Below are 15,577 nucleotides of genomic sequence, written 5' to 3'. Positions count from 1 at the left end.
ATATGAGAGTAGGCAACTGCCTCTATTGGAGAGATTATGCAAGCGCACCATTTTCGGTGCTAAGAGAGGTGTGAAATGTCCCAGAGCTTATATATAGATATAATTAAAACAGCTATCTATGCTCCAATTGCAAACACACCTGGTCTAGATCCTAAAACCGCCTCCAGAATTATGACCGAAATAAGAACTGAAATAAGCAGTGAAACTAAATTCTCTGATCTAACCCGAAAGTACAAGAACATAAGTAAAATAGGCCTAGCCTACGCATCATTTGAAATCATGAGGCAGGACGACATTAAAATCCCTGAAAAACTTAAAGAGAACTATACTAAAGAATGGAACGACAACGACTATACTTACGCCTCCTTAAACCACATCAAACTTAATAGCACACTAGAAGACGAAATCGAAAAAACCAGCACCATTGGTGAGCTTGCCAAATTTCTAGAGTAACATGGAAAAATCAACGCAGTGGGTAAGATACATCTAAAGCCATCTTACTCACTTATATTTACTAACCTCAAAAATATCAGGACCTTTATATAGACATTAAACCCTTAATAGCTTCTACTGAAACTTCAATCAGAAATACCTAAGCTTTACCGACCAACTTACCGCGCATTGACGGATAGCCGGACTTTTCCCGAAATGAGCTAATTTTTTGAAAAACCCATGGGGAATTTATTTTTTTCGCATCATCTTCCCTATCAAACGCGCGCAATTCACCAATGCCCATCAGTGTTTCCGTGCCGTCCACAGATTCGACAACGCGAACAGCGCGGTCAACTGAGCCATGTCTTTCATCACCCCACGGAAGCGCACTTTAAAACAACCTGATACAGAGCACCTGGCGCAAACGGCCGCCCCGAAATAAAAAACACTAAAACCATCGGCGAACTTGCCGACCTTCTAAAGTAAATTTTATAAACCAATGCAGCGAGTGATGATGAACATATTAGTTCATCTTCGCCCGCGTCATCGCCGCCGCTAGTGTGCTGTTCGCGAAATAATTTTCTGTGCATTTCGTCTACACTTCAAACGTTATCCCTGCCTTGGAGAGCTTGCCATGAGCGCTCTGGACATCACACTTAGCCCTGAAGAAAAGACCGAGCTGAAACGACGGGTGCGCTCTGCCACCATTCCTCAGCGAGAAGGCCGGCGAGCACGGATTATTCTACTGGCTGCCGAAGGCGAAACCCGAGACAGCATTGCGCGATTGACCGGTTTTTCCTGCCCGACGATCACCGACTGGTGCCAGCGTTTCCAAGCACATCAGCTTGATGGACTGATCGACAAACCGGGACGCGGACGCAAGTCGCCTTTGCCTGCCGAGACAGTTCGCCGTGTCCTGGAACAGATCACCCGTCCTCGCATCGGAGAACCACGCTGGAGCTGTCGGAGCATGGCAAAGGCGGCGGGTATTTCCTCGACTACCGTCCATAAACTGTGGGCTGCCAATGATTTAAAGCCCCACCTGACGCGCACATTCAAGTTGTCCAACGATCCGCAGTTTGAGGAGAAATTCTGGGATGTGATCGGGCTTTATCTGGCCCCACCGGACAAGGCTTTGGTGTTGTGCTGCAATGAGAAAAGTCAGGTTCAGGCATTGGAGCGAACACAGCCGGGTTTACCTTTGGGCATCGGTCATATCCAGACTAGATCGCACGATTACACCCGCCATGGCACGGTCACGTTATTCGCCGCACTGGATTACCTCCAAGGAAAATTGATCAGCAGCATCGAGCGTCAGCACCGGCATCAAGAGTGGTTGGATTTTCTCAAGAAGATCAATAAAGAAACGCCCAAACACCTCCAGCTTCACCTGATCGTCGATAACTATGCGACCCACAAGCATGCTGCTGTGAAAGCGTGGCTGGCGAAACATCCTCGCTTTCATATTCATTTCACGCCAACCTCCAGCTCTTGGATGAACATGGTTGAACGCTTCTTTCGAGACACCACGGTGTATCTTCGCGAAGGCAGTTTTGCCTCGGTTCGCGAGCTGGAGAGCTCCATTACAGCGTTCATGGCGTTACGTAATGCTCAGCCGACCCGATACGTTTGGAACGCAAAGGGAGAGGAGATTTTGAACAAAATTCAACGGGCGCGTGAAGCACTTGAAACCGCAGGTAAAAAGCAAATTATTTCGAAAACAGCACACTAGGCTAGTAAAACTTGGTCGCCAACACGCAGAGCGCCTTGCCCAGGAAGCCGCACAACGCCAAGCCGAAGAAGCAGCGCGCGTAAGAGCCGACTCGCGGAAGAACAGGCTGCGCAGCAGCGAGCCATAGAGGCAGCGTTCCAGCTTGCACAGCGTCAGGTCGAAGAAGCCGAGCACGCATTGGCCCTACGCAACGCCGAGGAAGCTCGCGCTAAAGAGGCCGAATCCAACCGAGCGATAGAGATGACGTTCGGGCCTGAGGCGTCGCGAGAAATCGATAATGCGATCAAGGTGCTGATAGGCACTATCGAAATCGCGATCACCGACTTCTCGAATACGATCAGCGCTCACGGAGCGCTTGACATGAGTCAGCTTGAAGCGATTCAAAATATGAGCGCTGTTCACTGATCATTTCGCTGGAGGTGCCGGGTCAAGTCAGCACTGCTTTGACACCGGCACCACACGATAGATCTGACATTCTCCGGCAAATAATCCACCTGCCTGAAGGTCGGATCATTTGGTAACTGACGACGATATCCGGTTCAGACCTCCAGACTGAAACTCACTCAAAAGCAGGAGGATTACCTGAACTGTGGGAGCGAGCTTGCTCGCGAAGGCGTATTCACAAGGCAACAAACATTTTCGTTGCCATGCCCGCTCATGCTTTTCTGGAGACTTTACGTCCAATCTTGAATGTGGCTCATGGAGCGAATGGTGACGCGGAGCCTTAAGAAAGGCGCTCCCGCTGACGCGTGCGAAACGAGAGATATCCGTCGGCTGTACCGGCCCCTTCGTGAGCAAGCTCACTCCCACAAGTACGCGGCGCTCACGATGTCCGTAATCAATACCGCTCAACCCTTACAACGCCTTCCTCACATTCTCCGGCAAATAATCAACATACCTGCGCATCGGATTTTTTTGGCATTGAGCGACGATGCCCGGCGTCGCTTCCAGCAGCTCAAGAACCAGGGCCTGACGCTCGTCCGGTGTGAGAAACTGCTCTATGACCGGACTGCTCGACAGGTACAGTTCTGTCCGCATCAGCGCATCCGGCTTGACGTCCTTGCGCCATTTGCGTCCCTCGAACATTTCCGTATTCAGCTGCCAGCACAACACCTGCTTCAGCTCGACATTGGCTGCCAGCGGCGGGTTGGTATGTGGCCGCCCCGTGAAATTGAACGTGACCGTAACTGCTTCGCCCTCGGGATGAGAAGCAGACGGCTGCCAGGGTTCGAAGACCCACTGTTCGACAGCACTTCGGGTCAGGCTGATGAGCCTAGGATCGGGCGCGCCCAGCACTTCGAGGAAGCGCACGCCTCCATCGGCCTGAATGAAAACCCTGATACTGACACTGCGTTTTACGGAGGAACCAAGCATCGATGTCGGATAGCCCGGCTCAGGCATGTGCAAGGGCACAGGATAAGACGGCAACGCCTGTGCTCCCCCCGCCGAAAGCAACCCCGTAAGCATCATACAACCCAGCACGCAGCTCATTCGCTGCCCTCCGCTTGCTCGGCCAGCCCGACGATCAACGCCTTGATCGGCGCTGGCAGATAATCGCCGTACAGACGATCGGGATTGCTTCGGCAATTGCTGACCATCATCGGTATCGCGGCGCCCAGTTGCTCAAGCAGGACCTGGCGTTGGGGCTCGCTGCGCAGGTGGGCAACATGGCTGCCGAACAGCGCCTGCCCGGTGTACCAGAACACGTCGACCTTACTCAGTGGTTCCTTGGGATAGTCCTGGCGGGCGGATTTCACTTCGTGGTTCAGGTAGCCGCAGCGGATGTTTCCCAGGCCCACGGTCACTTCGGTGTTGAAGCGCCGATAGCCGTGGGAACCAAAAATGACGGGCACGGTGATCGTGGTCATGGGCGGCGCGCCGACTGTTCCGACCCAGGGTTTATAGCGCCATTGGCGGAGTGCCTGCTCCACCGCTGCGGCGAGCTGCGGATGCCCGCTCTCGACGGCCCGGACTTCACGAACCTGCCCATCGGACTTGATCCACAACTGGGCGCGGACTTTGCCTGCATAGCGGGTCTTGACCAGCTCAGGCGGAAAAACCGGTGTCGGCGTGTATATCGGCACCAGAAATGGCTCTGCAGCGCCGACGTGAGCGGCCAGTGCTGCGGTAATCATGAACGCGGTCATTCTCATTGTTGTAGGGGCTCATCGTCGTGGTGCACCTCCAGGGCGCGGTGATGACGATGGTATGAACCTGCCGACACATCAGTCAGCACACGACTTCCGATACGCCTGTAGGATCCATCCCAAATACTTGAAACACCTGTAAACATTTACGCAATGTTCGTAAAACAACAGCTGATTGCCTGCATTTCCTACAAAGAATCAGCCCGAAGGCACTGCTTTTTTCTGTAATGAAAATGTAATATTCGCATTCGCAAAAACAACAATAATCAGGAGCTTCTCCATGTTTGGGTTTTTCCGTCCTGCCAGGCATCAGGCACCCCTTCCCGAAGAAAAGGTCGACAGCACCTATCGGCGTCTGCGCTGGCAGATCTTCGCAGGCATCTTTATCGGCTATGCGGGTTACTACCTGCTGCGCAAGAATTTCTCGCTGGCGATGCCGTATCTGATCGACGAAGGCTACACGCGTGGCCAGCTGGGCGTGGCGATGTCTGCCATTGCCATTGCCTACGGCTTGTCGAAATTCCTCATGGGCATCGTTTCGGATCGCTCCAACCCGCGTTACTTCCTGCCGTTCGGCCTGCTGGTCTCTGCCGGGATCATGTTCATCTTCGGCTTCGCGCCGTGGGCGACGTCCAGTGTCACGATCATGTTCGTGCTGCTGTTCATCAATGGCTGGGCACAGGGCATGGGCTGGCCGCCGAGCGGGCGGACAATGGTCCACTGGTGGTCGCAGAAAGAGCGCGGCGGTGTGGTGTCGGTGTGGAACGTGGCGCACAACGTCGGCGGCGGCCTGATCGGCCCGCTGTTCCTGCTCGGCATGGGCTGGACCAACGACTGGCATGCGGCGTTCTACGTGCCGGCGGCGGTTGCGTTGCTGGTCGCGGTGTTCGCCTTCGCGACCATGCGTGACACCCCGCAATCGGTCGGCCTGCCGCCTATCGAGCACTACAAGAACGATTACCCGGAAGGCTACGATGCCAGCCACGAGGAAGAATTCAGCGCCCGGGAAATCTTCGTCAAGTATGTGCTGCGCAACAAGTTCCTGTGGTACATCGCCATGGCCAACGTGTTCGTTTACCTGCTGCGCTATGGCGTGCTGGACTGGGCACCGACCTATCTGAAAGAAGCCAAACACTTCACGGTCGACAAGACTTCCTGGGCGTATTTCCTCTACGAGTGGGCGGGCATTCCGGGCACGCTGCTGTGCGGCTGGATGTCGGACAAGATCTTCAAGGGCAATCGCGGCCTGACCGGCATGGTGTTCATGTTTCTGGTGACCATCGCCACGCTGGTGTACTGGCTGAACCCTGAAGGCAATCCGACCGTCGACATGATCGCGCTGGTGTCCATCGGTTTCCTGATCTACGGACCGGTGATGCTGATCGGCCTGCAGGCTCTGGAACTGGCACCGAAGAAGGCAGCAGGCACGGCCGCCGGCTTTACCGGGCTGTTCGGCTATCTGGGCGGGTCGGTCGCGGCCAGCGCAGCGATGGGCTACACGGTTGACCACTTCGGCTGGGATGGCGGCTTCGTGCTGTTGATCGGCGCGTGCATTCTGGCGATGGTGTTCCTTGCGCCGACGCTGCGGCACAAACAGGTCGCCAGCACATCTCGCGACACCAAAGGCTGATCAGGCAGTCTCTGACTTGCAGCGCTTGAGCCGCGCCTCCAGATTCAGGTCTGGCATGGCGTGGCTACGCAGGGCCTTGGCGGTCTGCTCGACGTACTCGCGGGTGGTTCCATAGCGCCCTCTGGCGCTGGCGAGCACCTGGCTCAGCACGCTGTCCGGCAAGTTGCCTGCGTAGCTGGGCAGATGCCGCTCCAGCACAAAGCCCAGGGCCTGTACCTTCCGGCCATCTTCAAGGCGGCAATTGAGCCAGTGCGGGCGATACGAGGGGTACGGCATCTCGCGCTCCCACAAGGCCAGCAGTGATTTTTCCAGGCATTCATCCGGCAGACGATACGCGAAGCCGGTGCATGAACCGCCACGGTCCAGACCGAATACCAGCCCCGGCACTTCCGGCGTGCCACGGTGTTCGTGCGACCAGAGGTAAAGTCCGCGGTGATAACCGTGCACTCGGGCGCGCTGGCTCTCCACGGCGGTGCACTCGGGACGCCAGATCAGTGAACCATAGGCGAACAGCCAGACCGGGCCGCCATTGTGACGACGCATGGTGGCGTTCATGGATGCGAGCAGTTGCTCGCGGGTAAGCTGTGGGCCCATATCGATAACGGGCGGATACGTCAGGCCAAGACCGTCATGCACTGCAGCGGCCAACTCGTTGATTGGATTCTCCATTTGCCTCCCTGACAGTCTGACTGCCAGTTTTTACCGAGCCCCGCCGACTCGCTCGTGGTTGAGCGGCATCAGGGTGTCGTGGTTCGGTTGTTGCCACAGGCCAAGGGCCTGCCTCTACTAAAAGTTGCCTGGCGACGAACAGGCATCGCCATCGGTTGTAATCAGTTAAAGCAATTTACACTCCACTCCTGCAGCCGTCAGTCCGGCATTACGGACGCGGTGCGTAGGCGAATACGTCTGCGCGCATCTGATGTGCATCCATTCCGGCGTCAACCAGGGCGTCCAGGGTTCCGTAGATCATCGCAGGCGAGCCGCTGGCGTAGACGTGAACGGCCGACAGGTCCTTGATATCCTCGCAAACCGCCTCGTGCAGCAGACCGCAACGCCCCTCCCAACCGCACAGGTCGCTGACGACCTTGTGCAGGAACAGGTTCGGCAGTTTCGCCCACTCATCCCAATGGCTGACCTGGTAGAAATCCTCGGGACGACGCACGCCCCAATACAGGTGCACAGGATGACTGAAGCCTGTGGAGCGACAGTGTTCCAACAAACTGTTCATTTGCGCCATGCCCGTACCGGCCGCGATCAGCACCAGCGGCCCGTCCGGCAGCTCGGCGAGGTGGGTGTCGCCAAAGGGCAGCTCGACCCGCGCCATGCGGTTGCGTTGCAGTTGTTCGATCAGGCTGCGCGCACTGTCTTCACGGGCCAGCACGTGCAGCTCCAGGTCGCGACCGCTGTGCGGCGCCGATGCGATGGAAAACGCCGACTTCTCGCCGTTCTCGCGCTCGATCATCAGGTACTGCCCGGCATGATAACGCGGCGGCTTGCCGGCCGGGGCGCGCAGGCCGACCCGCCAGACATCGCCACCCACCTCGACGCATTCGCTCAATTGGCAGGCAAAACTGCGCACCGGCAGTTCGCCCTTGGCCAACACGCAATCCCACAGCACTAAGCACTCTGTCAGCGGCTCGGCTACACAGGTATGAATTTCGCCGTGATCAAGCGTCTGCCCTGACTGCATCACCCGGCCTTCGACCAGCAGGGCTGAGCAGACATGGCAGTTGCCATTGCGACAGCTCTGCGGGCACTCGTAGCCCAGGCGTTGTGCCGCATCGAGTATCCGCTCGCCCGGCAGGGTTTCCAGCACCGCACCTGATGGCTGCAAGGTTACGCGCATCAGTCTATTCCCAACTGAGTCCAGATCTCGTCCACCCGGCGTGTGGTGGCTTCGTCCTTGACGATCGCCCTGCCCCACTCGCGGCTGGTCTCACCTGGCCATTTGTTCGTGGCATCCAACCCCATTTTCGAACCCAGGCCGGACACCGGCGAGGCGAAATCGAGGTAATCGATGGGCGTGTTGTCGATCATGACCGTGTCGCGCTTGGGGTCCATGCGCGTGGTGATGGCCCAGATCACGTCGTTCCAGTCCCGCGCATTGATATCGTCGTCGGTGACGATCACGAATTTGGTGTACATGAACTGGCGCAAGAACGACCAGACACCCAGCATCACGCGCTTGGCATGGCCGGGATACTGTTTCTTGATGGTCACCACCGCCATGCGGTACGAGCAACCCTCGGGCGGCAGGTAGAAATCGACGATCTCCGGAAACTGCTTTTGCAGAATCGGCACGAACACTTCGTTCAGCGCGACGCCCAGAATCGCCGGCTCATCAGGTGGACGACCGGTGTAGGTGCTGTGGTAGATCGGCTTGATACGGTGGGTGATACGCTCGACGGTCAGCACCGGAAAGCTGTCGACTTCGTTGTAATAGCCGGTGTGGTCCCCGTAAGGCCCCTCGTCGGCCATCTCGCCCGGATGAATCACACCCTCAAGCACGATCTCGGCGCTGGCCGGAACTTGCAGATTGCTGCCACGGCATTTGATCAGTTCGGTGCGCGAGCCACGCAGCAGCCCGGCAAAGGCATATTCGGACAGACTGTCCGGTACCGGCGTCACGGCACCGAGGATGGTCGCCGGGTCCGCGCCCAGTGCGACGGCCACCGGATAAGGCTCGCCGGGATGCTTGACGCACCAGTCGCGGAAGTCCAGCGCGCCACCGCGATGGCTGAGCCAGCGCATGATGATCTTGTTGCGACCAATGACCTGCTGGCGATAGATGCCGAGGTTCTGACGCTCCTTGTTCGGGCCTTTGGTGACCGTCAGGCCCCAGGTGATCAGCGGCGCGACATCGCCCGGCCAGCAGGTCTGTACAGGCAGCATGCCGAGGTCGACGTCATCGCCTTCGATGACGACCTCCTGGCATGGCGCATCCTTGACGACCTTCGGCGCCATGGCGATGACCTTGCGGAAGATCGGCAGCTTGGACCACGCGTCCTTCAAGCCCTTGGGTGGCTCAGGCTCTTTGAGGAACGCCAGCAGCTTGCCGATTTCACGCAGCTCACTGACCGCTTCGGCACCCATGCCCATGGCGACGCGCTCTGGCGTGCCGAACAGGTTGCCCAGCACCGGGATATCAAAACCGACCGGTTTTTCGAACAGCAGGGCCGGCCCCTTGGCACGCAAGGTACGGTCACAGATTTCAGTCATTTCCAGCACAGGCGAGATCGGCATCTGAATGCGTTTCAACTCTCCGCGCTGCTCAAGCTGCTGCACGAAATCCCTAAGATCTTTGAATTTCATTAACCCGGCCATTTATCCAATAGACGCACATCGTACCTGCTCCAGCCCGTCAAGGCAGCTAATCGGCGGCATGCAGGCAAAAAAAATGGTGCCCCGAAGGACACCATTTTTTGTTTCAGCCTGCCAGTTACTTGCGTTTCATGGACAGGAAGAACTCGTCGTTGGTCTTGGTCTGCTTGAGCTTGTCGATGAGAAACTCGATAGCCGCGACTTCGTCCATCGGGTGCAGCAGCTTGCGCAGGATCCACATGCGCTGCAGCTCGTCATCAGCGGTCAACAGCTCTTCACGGCGTGTGCCGGAGCGGTTGATGTTGATGGCCGGGAACACGCGCTTCTCTGCGATCTTGCGATCCAGAGGCAGTTCCATGTTGCCGGTACCCTTGAACTCTTCGTAGATCACTTCATCCATCTTCGAACCGGTTTCAACCAGTGCGGTGGCGATGATGGTCAACGAGCCGCCTTCTTCGATGTTACGCGCAGCACCGAAGAAACGCTTTGGCTTCTCGAGTGCGTGAGCGTCGACACCACCGGTCAATACCTTGCCGGAGCTCGGGATGACGGTGTTGTAGGCACGTGCCAGACGGGTGATGGAGTCGAGCAGGATGACGACGTCTTTCTTGTGCTCGACCAGGCGCTTGGCCTTCTCGATCACCATTTCGGCAACCTGTACGTGACGGGTTGGCGGCTCGTCGAACGTCGAGGCAACCACTTCGCCGCGCACGGTGCGCTGCATCTCGGTCACTTCTTCCGGGCGCTCGTCGATCAGCAGAACGATCAGATGCACTTCCGGGTTGTTACGCGTGATGTTCGACGCGATGTTCTGCAGCATGATGGTCTTGCCCGCCTTCGGCGGAGCAACGATCAGACCACGCTGGCCCTTACCGATCGGTGCGCACAGATCGATCACACGACCGGTCAGGTCTTCGGTGGAACCGTTACCGGCTTCCATCTTCATGCGAATCGTCGGGAACAACGGCGTCAGGTTTTCGAACAGAATCTTGTTCTTGGCGTTTTCCGGACGGTCGTAGTTGATCGTGTCGACCTTGAGCAGAGCGAAATAACGCTCGCCTTCCTTGGGTGGACGGATCTTGCCAACGATGGTATCGCCGGTACGCAGGTTGAAGCGGCGGATCTGGCTGGGGGAGACATAGATGTCATCCGGGCCGGCCAGGTAGGAAGCATCTGCAGAGCGCAGGAAACCGAAGCCGTCCTGGAGAATCTCCAGCACGCCATCACCGGATATTTCCTCGCCACTTTTGGCGTGCCGTTTGAGCAGGGAGAAAATGACGTCCTGCTTGCGCGAACGGGCCATATTCTCGATGCCAGCCTGTTCGGCCATTTCGAGCAATTCGGTAATCGGCTTTTGCTTGAGTTCAGTCAGGTTCATATGGGGAATGACGTAATCATGTATGGAGGGGGAAATTAAGCTTTTGGCTTAATGAGGCCGCGCCGCAGAAAAGGCGACAGGATCGCGTACTAAATCGAAAGGAGAGCGTCGGCGACGGCTAGCAGGGGGCAACGGAGAAGCCGTTGCGGGGCCGAATGTACCACCTGATTTTCCAGGCGTCTAGTACGACACCCGAAAAAAACCCCGCATTTTGCGGGGCTTTGAAACGTCTCAAACAGGTTTAGGAAGGTCGATACCGTTTCCTTCGAGAAACGCAGTCAGCTGCGACTTCGACAGCGCACCAACTTTGGTCGCTTCCACATTGCCGCCCTTGAACAGCATCAGCGTAGGAATACCACGAACACCATGCTTGGCAGGAGTGTCCGGGTTTTGATCGATGTTCAACTTCGCAACCGTCAGCCTGCCTTTGTAGGTGCTGGCGATTTCGTCCAGAACCGGGGCAATCATTTTGCAAGGGCCACACCATTCAGCCCAATAGTCAACAAGCACAGGACCCTGAGCCTCGAGTACTTCGGCGTCAAAGGTGCCGTCGGTGACGTGTTTGATAAGGTCGCTACTCATGGAAGTCTCCGAGGTCATAGGCTAAAAACGACGCTCATCATAGCGGTCCTTATGCTATTCAGGAAGCGAAGCTTCATTGAGTCTTGCTATCGTAGAACATGACTGAGGTTATGGCAGTAGCTCAGTTCGCGGGTGAAACGAAGACGATGCCGGTGCGCAGTGCCGCGCCACGAATATGGTCCTGCATGGCCTTTTGCGCAGGCCCTGACGCATGTCGGGCCAGCGCGCGAAGGATCTTGCGGTGCTCCTGCCAGGTCTCCATGACCCTGGCCGCCCGGATGAACGGCATCTTCTGGCTTTCCAGGAAGATGTCGGCCCCGGCAGTCACGATCCCGAGCATCGCCTGATTGCCGCTGGCGGCCAGAATGTGCCGATGAAACTCGAAGTCCAGCCGCGCCGCAGCCTCGAAGTCACCGGCCCGCAATTCCAGGCGCATGGCTTCGACGTTGTCCTCCAGTACATCGCGCTCGTCGGCGGTCAGGGTCACGGCGGCCATGCCTGCAGCGAAACCTTCCAGTGCATAGCGCAACTGAAAAGTGTCGGCCGGGGAAACCTGAGCTTCATAAGGCCAGGAAAAACCACCCGTGCGCTGTTCTGGTTCAGAAATCGACTGCACGAAGACGCCTTTGCCGGGCTGGACACTGACCACTCCGAGTGCGCTGAGCGACGACAAGGCTTCACGCAAGGACGCACGACTGACCCCCAGCAATACCGCCAGATCGCGTTGCGACGGCAGGCTTTCGCCGGGCTTGTACCCTTGCTCGGCGATCAATTTGCGAATGGCCCGGAGGGCTGATTCGGGTACTGCGAGTGAAGTGTGCGGCATCACTGTTCAGGCCAGTCAGTCCAGTAAAAATCCCTTTTATCCCCATCTCGAACATTCGGCAAGCGACGCCCAGCCCTGGGGCGGCAAGGCTTTAAAGCGCGCCAAAGCAGGGCGCGGCGCCGCTCAACTGGTCAGACCAGTAAGACCATAAACACGCTGCAAACCCTTATTCATGGCAGCTCAAGAGCGAATGGCATGCGCTGTGCACTGGAGACAGGCCAACACCTTTCGTTTCGCCCGGAGACTTCATATGACCAAGCGTTACAGCGCCCTGCTTACTGCATTGTTTGCCAGTCTGATGCTGAGCCAGACACCCGCCCACGCCAACGGCCTGGACGACGTTGTAGCGCGCGGCACCCTCAAGGTAGCCGTTCCGCAGGACTTCCCGCCATTCGGCTCGGTCGGCCCGGACATGAAGCCGCGCGGCCTGGACATCGATACTGCACAGCTGCTGGCTGACAAGCTGAAGGTCAAGCTGGAGCTGACCCCGGTCAACAGCACCAACCGCATTCCGTTCCTGACCACCGGCAAGGTCGACCTGGTGATCTCCAGCCTGGGCAAGAACCCGGATCGCGAGAAAGTCATCGACTTCTCGCGCGCCTACGCACCTTTCTATCTGGCGGTATTCGGCCCACCTGATTCGCCGGTCAAGGACATCGCTGACCTGAAAGGCAAGACTATCAGCGTGACCCGTGGCGCGATCGAGGATATCGAGCTGTCGAACGTTGCTCCCGAGGGCGCGACCATCAAGCGCTTTGAAGACAACAACTCGACCATCGCGGCCTATCTCGCTGGCCAGACTGACCTGATCGCCAGCGGCAACGTGGTGATGGTCGCCATCAGTGAGCGCAATCCCAAGCGCATTCCGGCGATGAAAGTGAAACTCAAGGACTCGCCGGTGTACGTTGGCGTGAACAAAGGTCAGCCGGAACTGCTGGGCAAGGTCAACGAGATTCTGAACGCTGCCAAGGCTGACGGTACGCTGGAAAAAGCGTCACAGAAATGGCTGAAGGACCCGCTACCCGCCGATCTCTGATCACTGCTTTTTTCGGTCACAGGATTCACCCATGGCTTATCACTTCGACTTCACACCGGTCCTGCAGAACCTCGACGTGCTGTTGCGTGGGGCTCTGTTCACGCTGGAACTGACGGCTATAGGCACCTTGCTCGGTGTCAGCCTTGGCATTGTCGGTGCCGTCGTGAGGGCCTGGAAGATCCAGCCCTTTGCGACGATCTTCGCCATCTATGTCGAGCTGATCCGCAATACACCGTTTCTGGTCCAGCTGTTCTTCATTTTCTTCGGTCTGCCGTCGCTGGGCGTGCAGATCACGGAATGGCAGGCAGCGGTGCTGGCGATGGTTATCAACCTGGGTGCCTACTCGACCGAAATCGTGCGGGCGGGTATCCAGGCGATTCCCAAGGGCCAGCTTGAAGCATCGGCTGCGCTGGCGATGAGTCGCTACGAAGCCTTTCGCCACGTGGTGCTGGTTCCGGCGCTGGGCAAGGTCTGGCCGGCACTGAGCAGCCAGATCATCATCGTCATGCTCGGCTCGGCAGTCTGCTCGCAGATTGCCACTGAAGAGCTGAGCTTCTTTGCCAACTTCATTCAGTCACGCAACTTCCGCTCGTTCGAAACCTACATCGTGACCACGCTGATCTACCTGGCCATGGCGCTGTTGATCCGGCAACTGCTGGCCTGGATCGGACGTCGCTACATCTCGAGGAACCGCTGATGGATTTCACCCTCTGGGACATCGTGCGCAATCTGCTGATCGGCCTGCAATGGACCGTGGCCTTGTCGCTGGTGGCCTTCATCGGCGGCGGACTGATCGGCTTGCTGATCATGGGCATGCGCACCTCGGAAAAATCCGGCCCGCGCGTGACCGCGAAACTCTATATAGAACTGTTTCAGGGCACGCCGCTGTTGATGCAGCTGTTTCTGGTGTTCTTCGGTGTCGCCCTGATGGGCCTGAATATTTCGCCCTGGGCGGCGGCGGCACTGGCCTTGACGCTGTTTACCAGCGCTTACCTTGCGGAGATCTGGCGTGGCTGCGTCGAATCAATCTCCAAGGGCCAGTGGGAAGCATCCGCGAGCCTGGCGCTGACCCCGTTCGAGCAGATGCGCTATGTGATTCTGCCGCAGGCGTTGCGCATCGCGGTCGCGCCGACGGTCGGCTTTTCCGTGCAAGTGGTCAAAGGCACAGCGGTGACGTCGATCATCGGCTTCACCGAACTGACCAAGACCGGCAGCATGCTGGCCAACGCTACGTTCGAACCTTTCATGGTCTATGGCTTCGTTGCTCTGGGCTACTTCATCCTGTGCTACCCCTTGTCGCTGTGCGCGCGCCATCTGGAAAGGAGACTGCATGCCTCTGCTTAGAATTTCCGCCCTGCATAAATACTATGGCGATCATCACGTGCTCAAAGGCATCGATCTATCGGTCGAAGAAGGCCAGGTCGTGGCGATCATCGGTCGCAGCGGCTCGGGCAAAAGCACCCTGTTGCGCACGCTCAACGGTCTGGAGTCGATCAACGATGGCGTGATCGAGGTCGATGGCGAATACCTGGACGCCGCACGCGCCGACCTGCGCACGCTGCGCCAGAAGGTCGGCATGGTGTTTCAGCAGTTCAACCTGTTCCCGCACCTGAGCGTGGGCGAGAACGTCATGCTGGCGCCGCAGGTCGTGCAGAAAGTGCCTAAGGCCGAGGCCGCCAAACTGGCGAGGAAGATGCTCGAACGCGTCGGCCTGGGCGAGAAGTTCGACGCCTTCCCGGATCGCCTGTCCGGTGGTCAGCAGCAACGCGTGGCGATTGCCCGCGCGCTGGCGATGTCGCCCAAGGTACTGCTGTGCGACGAAATCACCTCGGCGCTGGATCCGGAGCTGGTCAACGAAGTGCTCAGCGTGGTCCGCCAACTGGCAGCCGATGGCATGACCCTGATCATGGTCACCCACGAAATGCGTTTCGCGCGTGAAGTGGGCGACAAGCTGGTGTTCATGCACCAGGGCAAGGTGCACGAAGTGGGCGACCCGAAAGAACTCTTTGCCAACCCGAAAACCCCGGAACTGGCGAACTTCATCGGCACAGTGGAGCACGCCTGACGCTGAACGCAGAGCGTCCGGAACAGCATGTCCACGCGAAGCGATCAGCGTTATACACAAACCCCGAAGAGCCTGGAAAAGGGCTGAAGCGGCAGTGTCTGGCTGGACAGAAATCTTTGTGGGAGTGAGCTTGCTCACGAAGGCGTTGGTCCAAACACCATATCTCCGGGGGCTGCACCGGCCTCTTCGCGAGCAAGCTCGCTCCCACGAAGACTGTGTATTACGCTGAGCGCGGAGCATGTTGCGGGCACTTATCGTTCCTCACGCTCCGCGTGGAAATGCATTTCGTGACGCTCCGCGTCACAGCTACATGCTGTATCGGGCTGGACAGAAATCCTGGTGGGAGTGAGCTTGCTCACGAAGGCGTTGCTCCAAACACCATATCTCCGGGGGCTGCACCGGCCTCTTCGCGAGCAAGCTCGCTCCCA

At 57.7% G+C, this 15,577-nt stretch carries 16 protein-coding genes and 1 pseudogene; 8 read left to right on the top strand and 9 right to left on the bottom strand.

From position 1 onward, the window contains the following. Positions 1 to 75 precede the first annotated feature (75 nt). On the top strand, positions 76 to 453 hold the full coding sequence (locus KBY02_RS17975; RefSeq protein ID WP_058823249.1) for a hypothetical protein: 378 nt from the start codon (positions 76 to 78) through the stop codon (positions 451 to 453). Between the two features lie 139 nt (positions 454 to 592). On the opposite strand, the gene KBY02_RS17970 is transcribed toward KBY02_RS17975, so the two are convergent. Continuing rightward, positions 593 to 736, bottom strand: coding sequence for a hypothetical protein (locus KBY02_RS17970; protein ID WP_162886611.1), 144 nt, complete (start codon positions 734 to 736; stop codon positions 593 to 595). Positions 737 to 1,066: 330 nt separating this feature from the next. Here KBY02_RS17970 and KBY02_RS17965 point away from each other — a divergent pair, with 330 nt between their 5' ends. Further along, a complete protein-coding gene (locus KBY02_RS17965; RefSeq protein WP_058399333.1) occupies positions 1,067 to 2,164 on the top strand; it encodes an IS630 family transposase in 1,098 nt (365 codons plus the stop codon). Further along, a pseudogene (locus KBY02_RS17960) lies at positions 2,163 to 2,569 on the top strand (hypothetical protein); the annotation flags it as partial. The gene KBY02_RS17965 and the pseudogene KBY02_RS17960, both read left to right, overlap by 2 nt. A gap of 450 nt (positions 2,570 to 3,019) precedes the next feature. Here KBY02_RS17960 and KBY02_RS17955 read toward each other — a convergent pair. Beyond that, on the bottom strand, positions 3,020 to 3,655 hold the full coding sequence (locus KBY02_RS17955) for a hypothetical protein (RefSeq protein WP_032655409.1): 636 nt from the start codon (positions 3,653 to 3,655) through the stop codon (positions 3,020 to 3,022). Then, on the bottom strand, positions 3,652 to 4,317 hold the full coding sequence (locus KBY02_RS17950; protein ID WP_011266308.1) for an energy transducer TonB: 666 nt from the start codon (positions 4,315 to 4,317) through the stop codon (positions 3,652 to 3,654). Before KBY02_RS17950 ends, KBY02_RS17955 begins: the two co-directional genes overlap by 4 nt. A 274-nt stretch (positions 4,318 to 4,591) precedes the next feature. Between KBY02_RS17950 and glpT the strand changes: the two genes are divergently transcribed. After that, entirely contained in the window at positions 4,592 to 5,941 is a 1,350-nt protein-coding gene (gene glpT / locus KBY02_RS17945) for a glycerol-3-phosphate transporter (protein ID WP_003403247.1), read from the top strand. Here the strand turns inward: glpT and KBY02_RS17940 are convergent, their stop codons facing one another. The 6 genes from KBY02_RS17940 to KBY02_RS17915 all read right to left on the bottom strand — a co-directional run bounded on the left by KBY02_RS17940 (position 5,942) and on the right by KBY02_RS17915 (position 12,048). Then, the gene (locus KBY02_RS17940; RefSeq protein WP_054092355.1) at positions 5,942 to 6,610 is read right to left on the bottom strand and encodes a gamma-glutamylcyclotransferase; all 669 of its coding nucleotides are present in this window, start codon (positions 6,608 to 6,610) and stop codon (positions 5,942 to 5,944) included. Between the two features lie 208 nt (positions 6,611 to 6,818). Continuing rightward, a complete protein-coding gene (locus tag KBY02_RS17935) occupies positions 6,819 to 7,787 on the bottom strand; it encodes a CDP-6-deoxy-delta-3,4-glucoseen reductase (RefSeq protein ID WP_058399332.1) in 969 nt (322 codons plus the stop codon). Next, the gene (ubiD, locus tag KBY02_RS17930) at positions 7,787 to 9,253 is read right to left on the bottom strand and encodes a 4-hydroxy-3-polyprenylbenzoate decarboxylase (RefSeq protein ID WP_003317344.1); all 1,467 of its coding nucleotides are present in this window, start codon (positions 9,251 to 9,253) and stop codon (positions 7,787 to 7,789) included. The genes KBY02_RS17935 and ubiD overlap by 1 nt, the downstream gene beginning before the upstream one ends. 127 nt (positions 9,254 to 9,380) lie before the next feature. Continuing rightward, positions 9,381 to 10,640 (bottom strand): transcription termination factor Rho, encoded by a 1,260-nt coding sequence (rho, locus tag KBY02_RS17925; protein ID WP_002551560.1) that lies wholly within the window; start codon positions 10,638 to 10,640, stop codon positions 9,381 to 9,383. A gap of 231 nt (positions 10,641 to 10,871) precedes the next feature. Further along, positions 10,872 to 11,222: a thioredoxin TrxA gene (gene trxA, locus KBY02_RS17920; RefSeq protein ID WP_003403255.1), complete on the bottom strand. Its 351-nt coding sequence runs from the start codon at positions 11,220 to 11,222 to the stop codon at positions 10,872 to 10,874. 121 nt (positions 11,223 to 11,343) lie between these two features. Then, positions 11,344 to 12,048, bottom strand: coding sequence for a FadR/GntR family transcriptional regulator (locus KBY02_RS17915; protein ID WP_024643077.1), 705 nt, complete (start codon positions 12,046 to 12,048; stop codon positions 11,344 to 11,346). Positions 12,049 to 12,298: 250 nt separating this feature from the next. On the opposite strand from KBY02_RS17915, the gene KBY02_RS17910 reads away from it, so the two are divergent. From KBY02_RS17910 to KBY02_RS17895, 4 genes are read left to right on the top strand one after another with little or no spacing between them, the layout of a single operon-like run. Beyond that, positions 12,299 to 13,084 (top strand): transporter substrate-binding domain-containing protein, encoded by a 786-nt coding sequence (locus tag KBY02_RS17910; protein ID WP_011266305.1) that lies wholly within the window; start codon positions 12,299 to 12,301, stop codon positions 13,082 to 13,084. A gap of 31 nt (positions 13,085 to 13,115) precedes the next feature. Continuing rightward, positions 13,116 to 13,781 (top strand): amino acid ABC transporter permease, encoded by a 666-nt coding sequence (locus KBY02_RS17905; protein WP_003403260.1) that lies wholly within the window; start codon positions 13,116 to 13,118, stop codon positions 13,779 to 13,781. Continuing rightward, positions 13,778 to 14,428, top strand: a complete 651-nt coding sequence (locus KBY02_RS17900) for an amino acid ABC transporter permease (protein WP_032608017.1) — start codon at positions 13,778 to 13,780, stop codon at positions 14,426 to 14,428. The genes KBY02_RS17905 and KBY02_RS17900 overlap by 4 nt, the downstream gene beginning before the upstream one ends. After that, complete coding sequence (locus KBY02_RS17895; protein WP_003432251.1) at positions 14,415 to 15,149, top strand: amino acid ABC transporter ATP-binding protein; 735 nt, start codon at positions 14,415 to 14,417, stop codon at positions 15,147 to 15,149. Before KBY02_RS17900 ends, KBY02_RS17895 begins: the two co-directional genes overlap by 14 nt. Positions 15,150 to 15,577: the final 428 nt, after the last annotated feature.

It is taken from the genome of Pseudomonas sp. P129 (assembly GCF_020312195.1).
Taxonomy (GTDB): domain Bacteria; phylum Pseudomonadota; class Gammaproteobacteria; order Pseudomonadales; family Pseudomonadaceae; genus Aquipseudomonas; species Aquipseudomonas fragariae.
The sequence above is the reverse complement of the archived record's forward strand: the minus strand, read 5'-3'. Positions and strand labels throughout refer to the sequence as shown.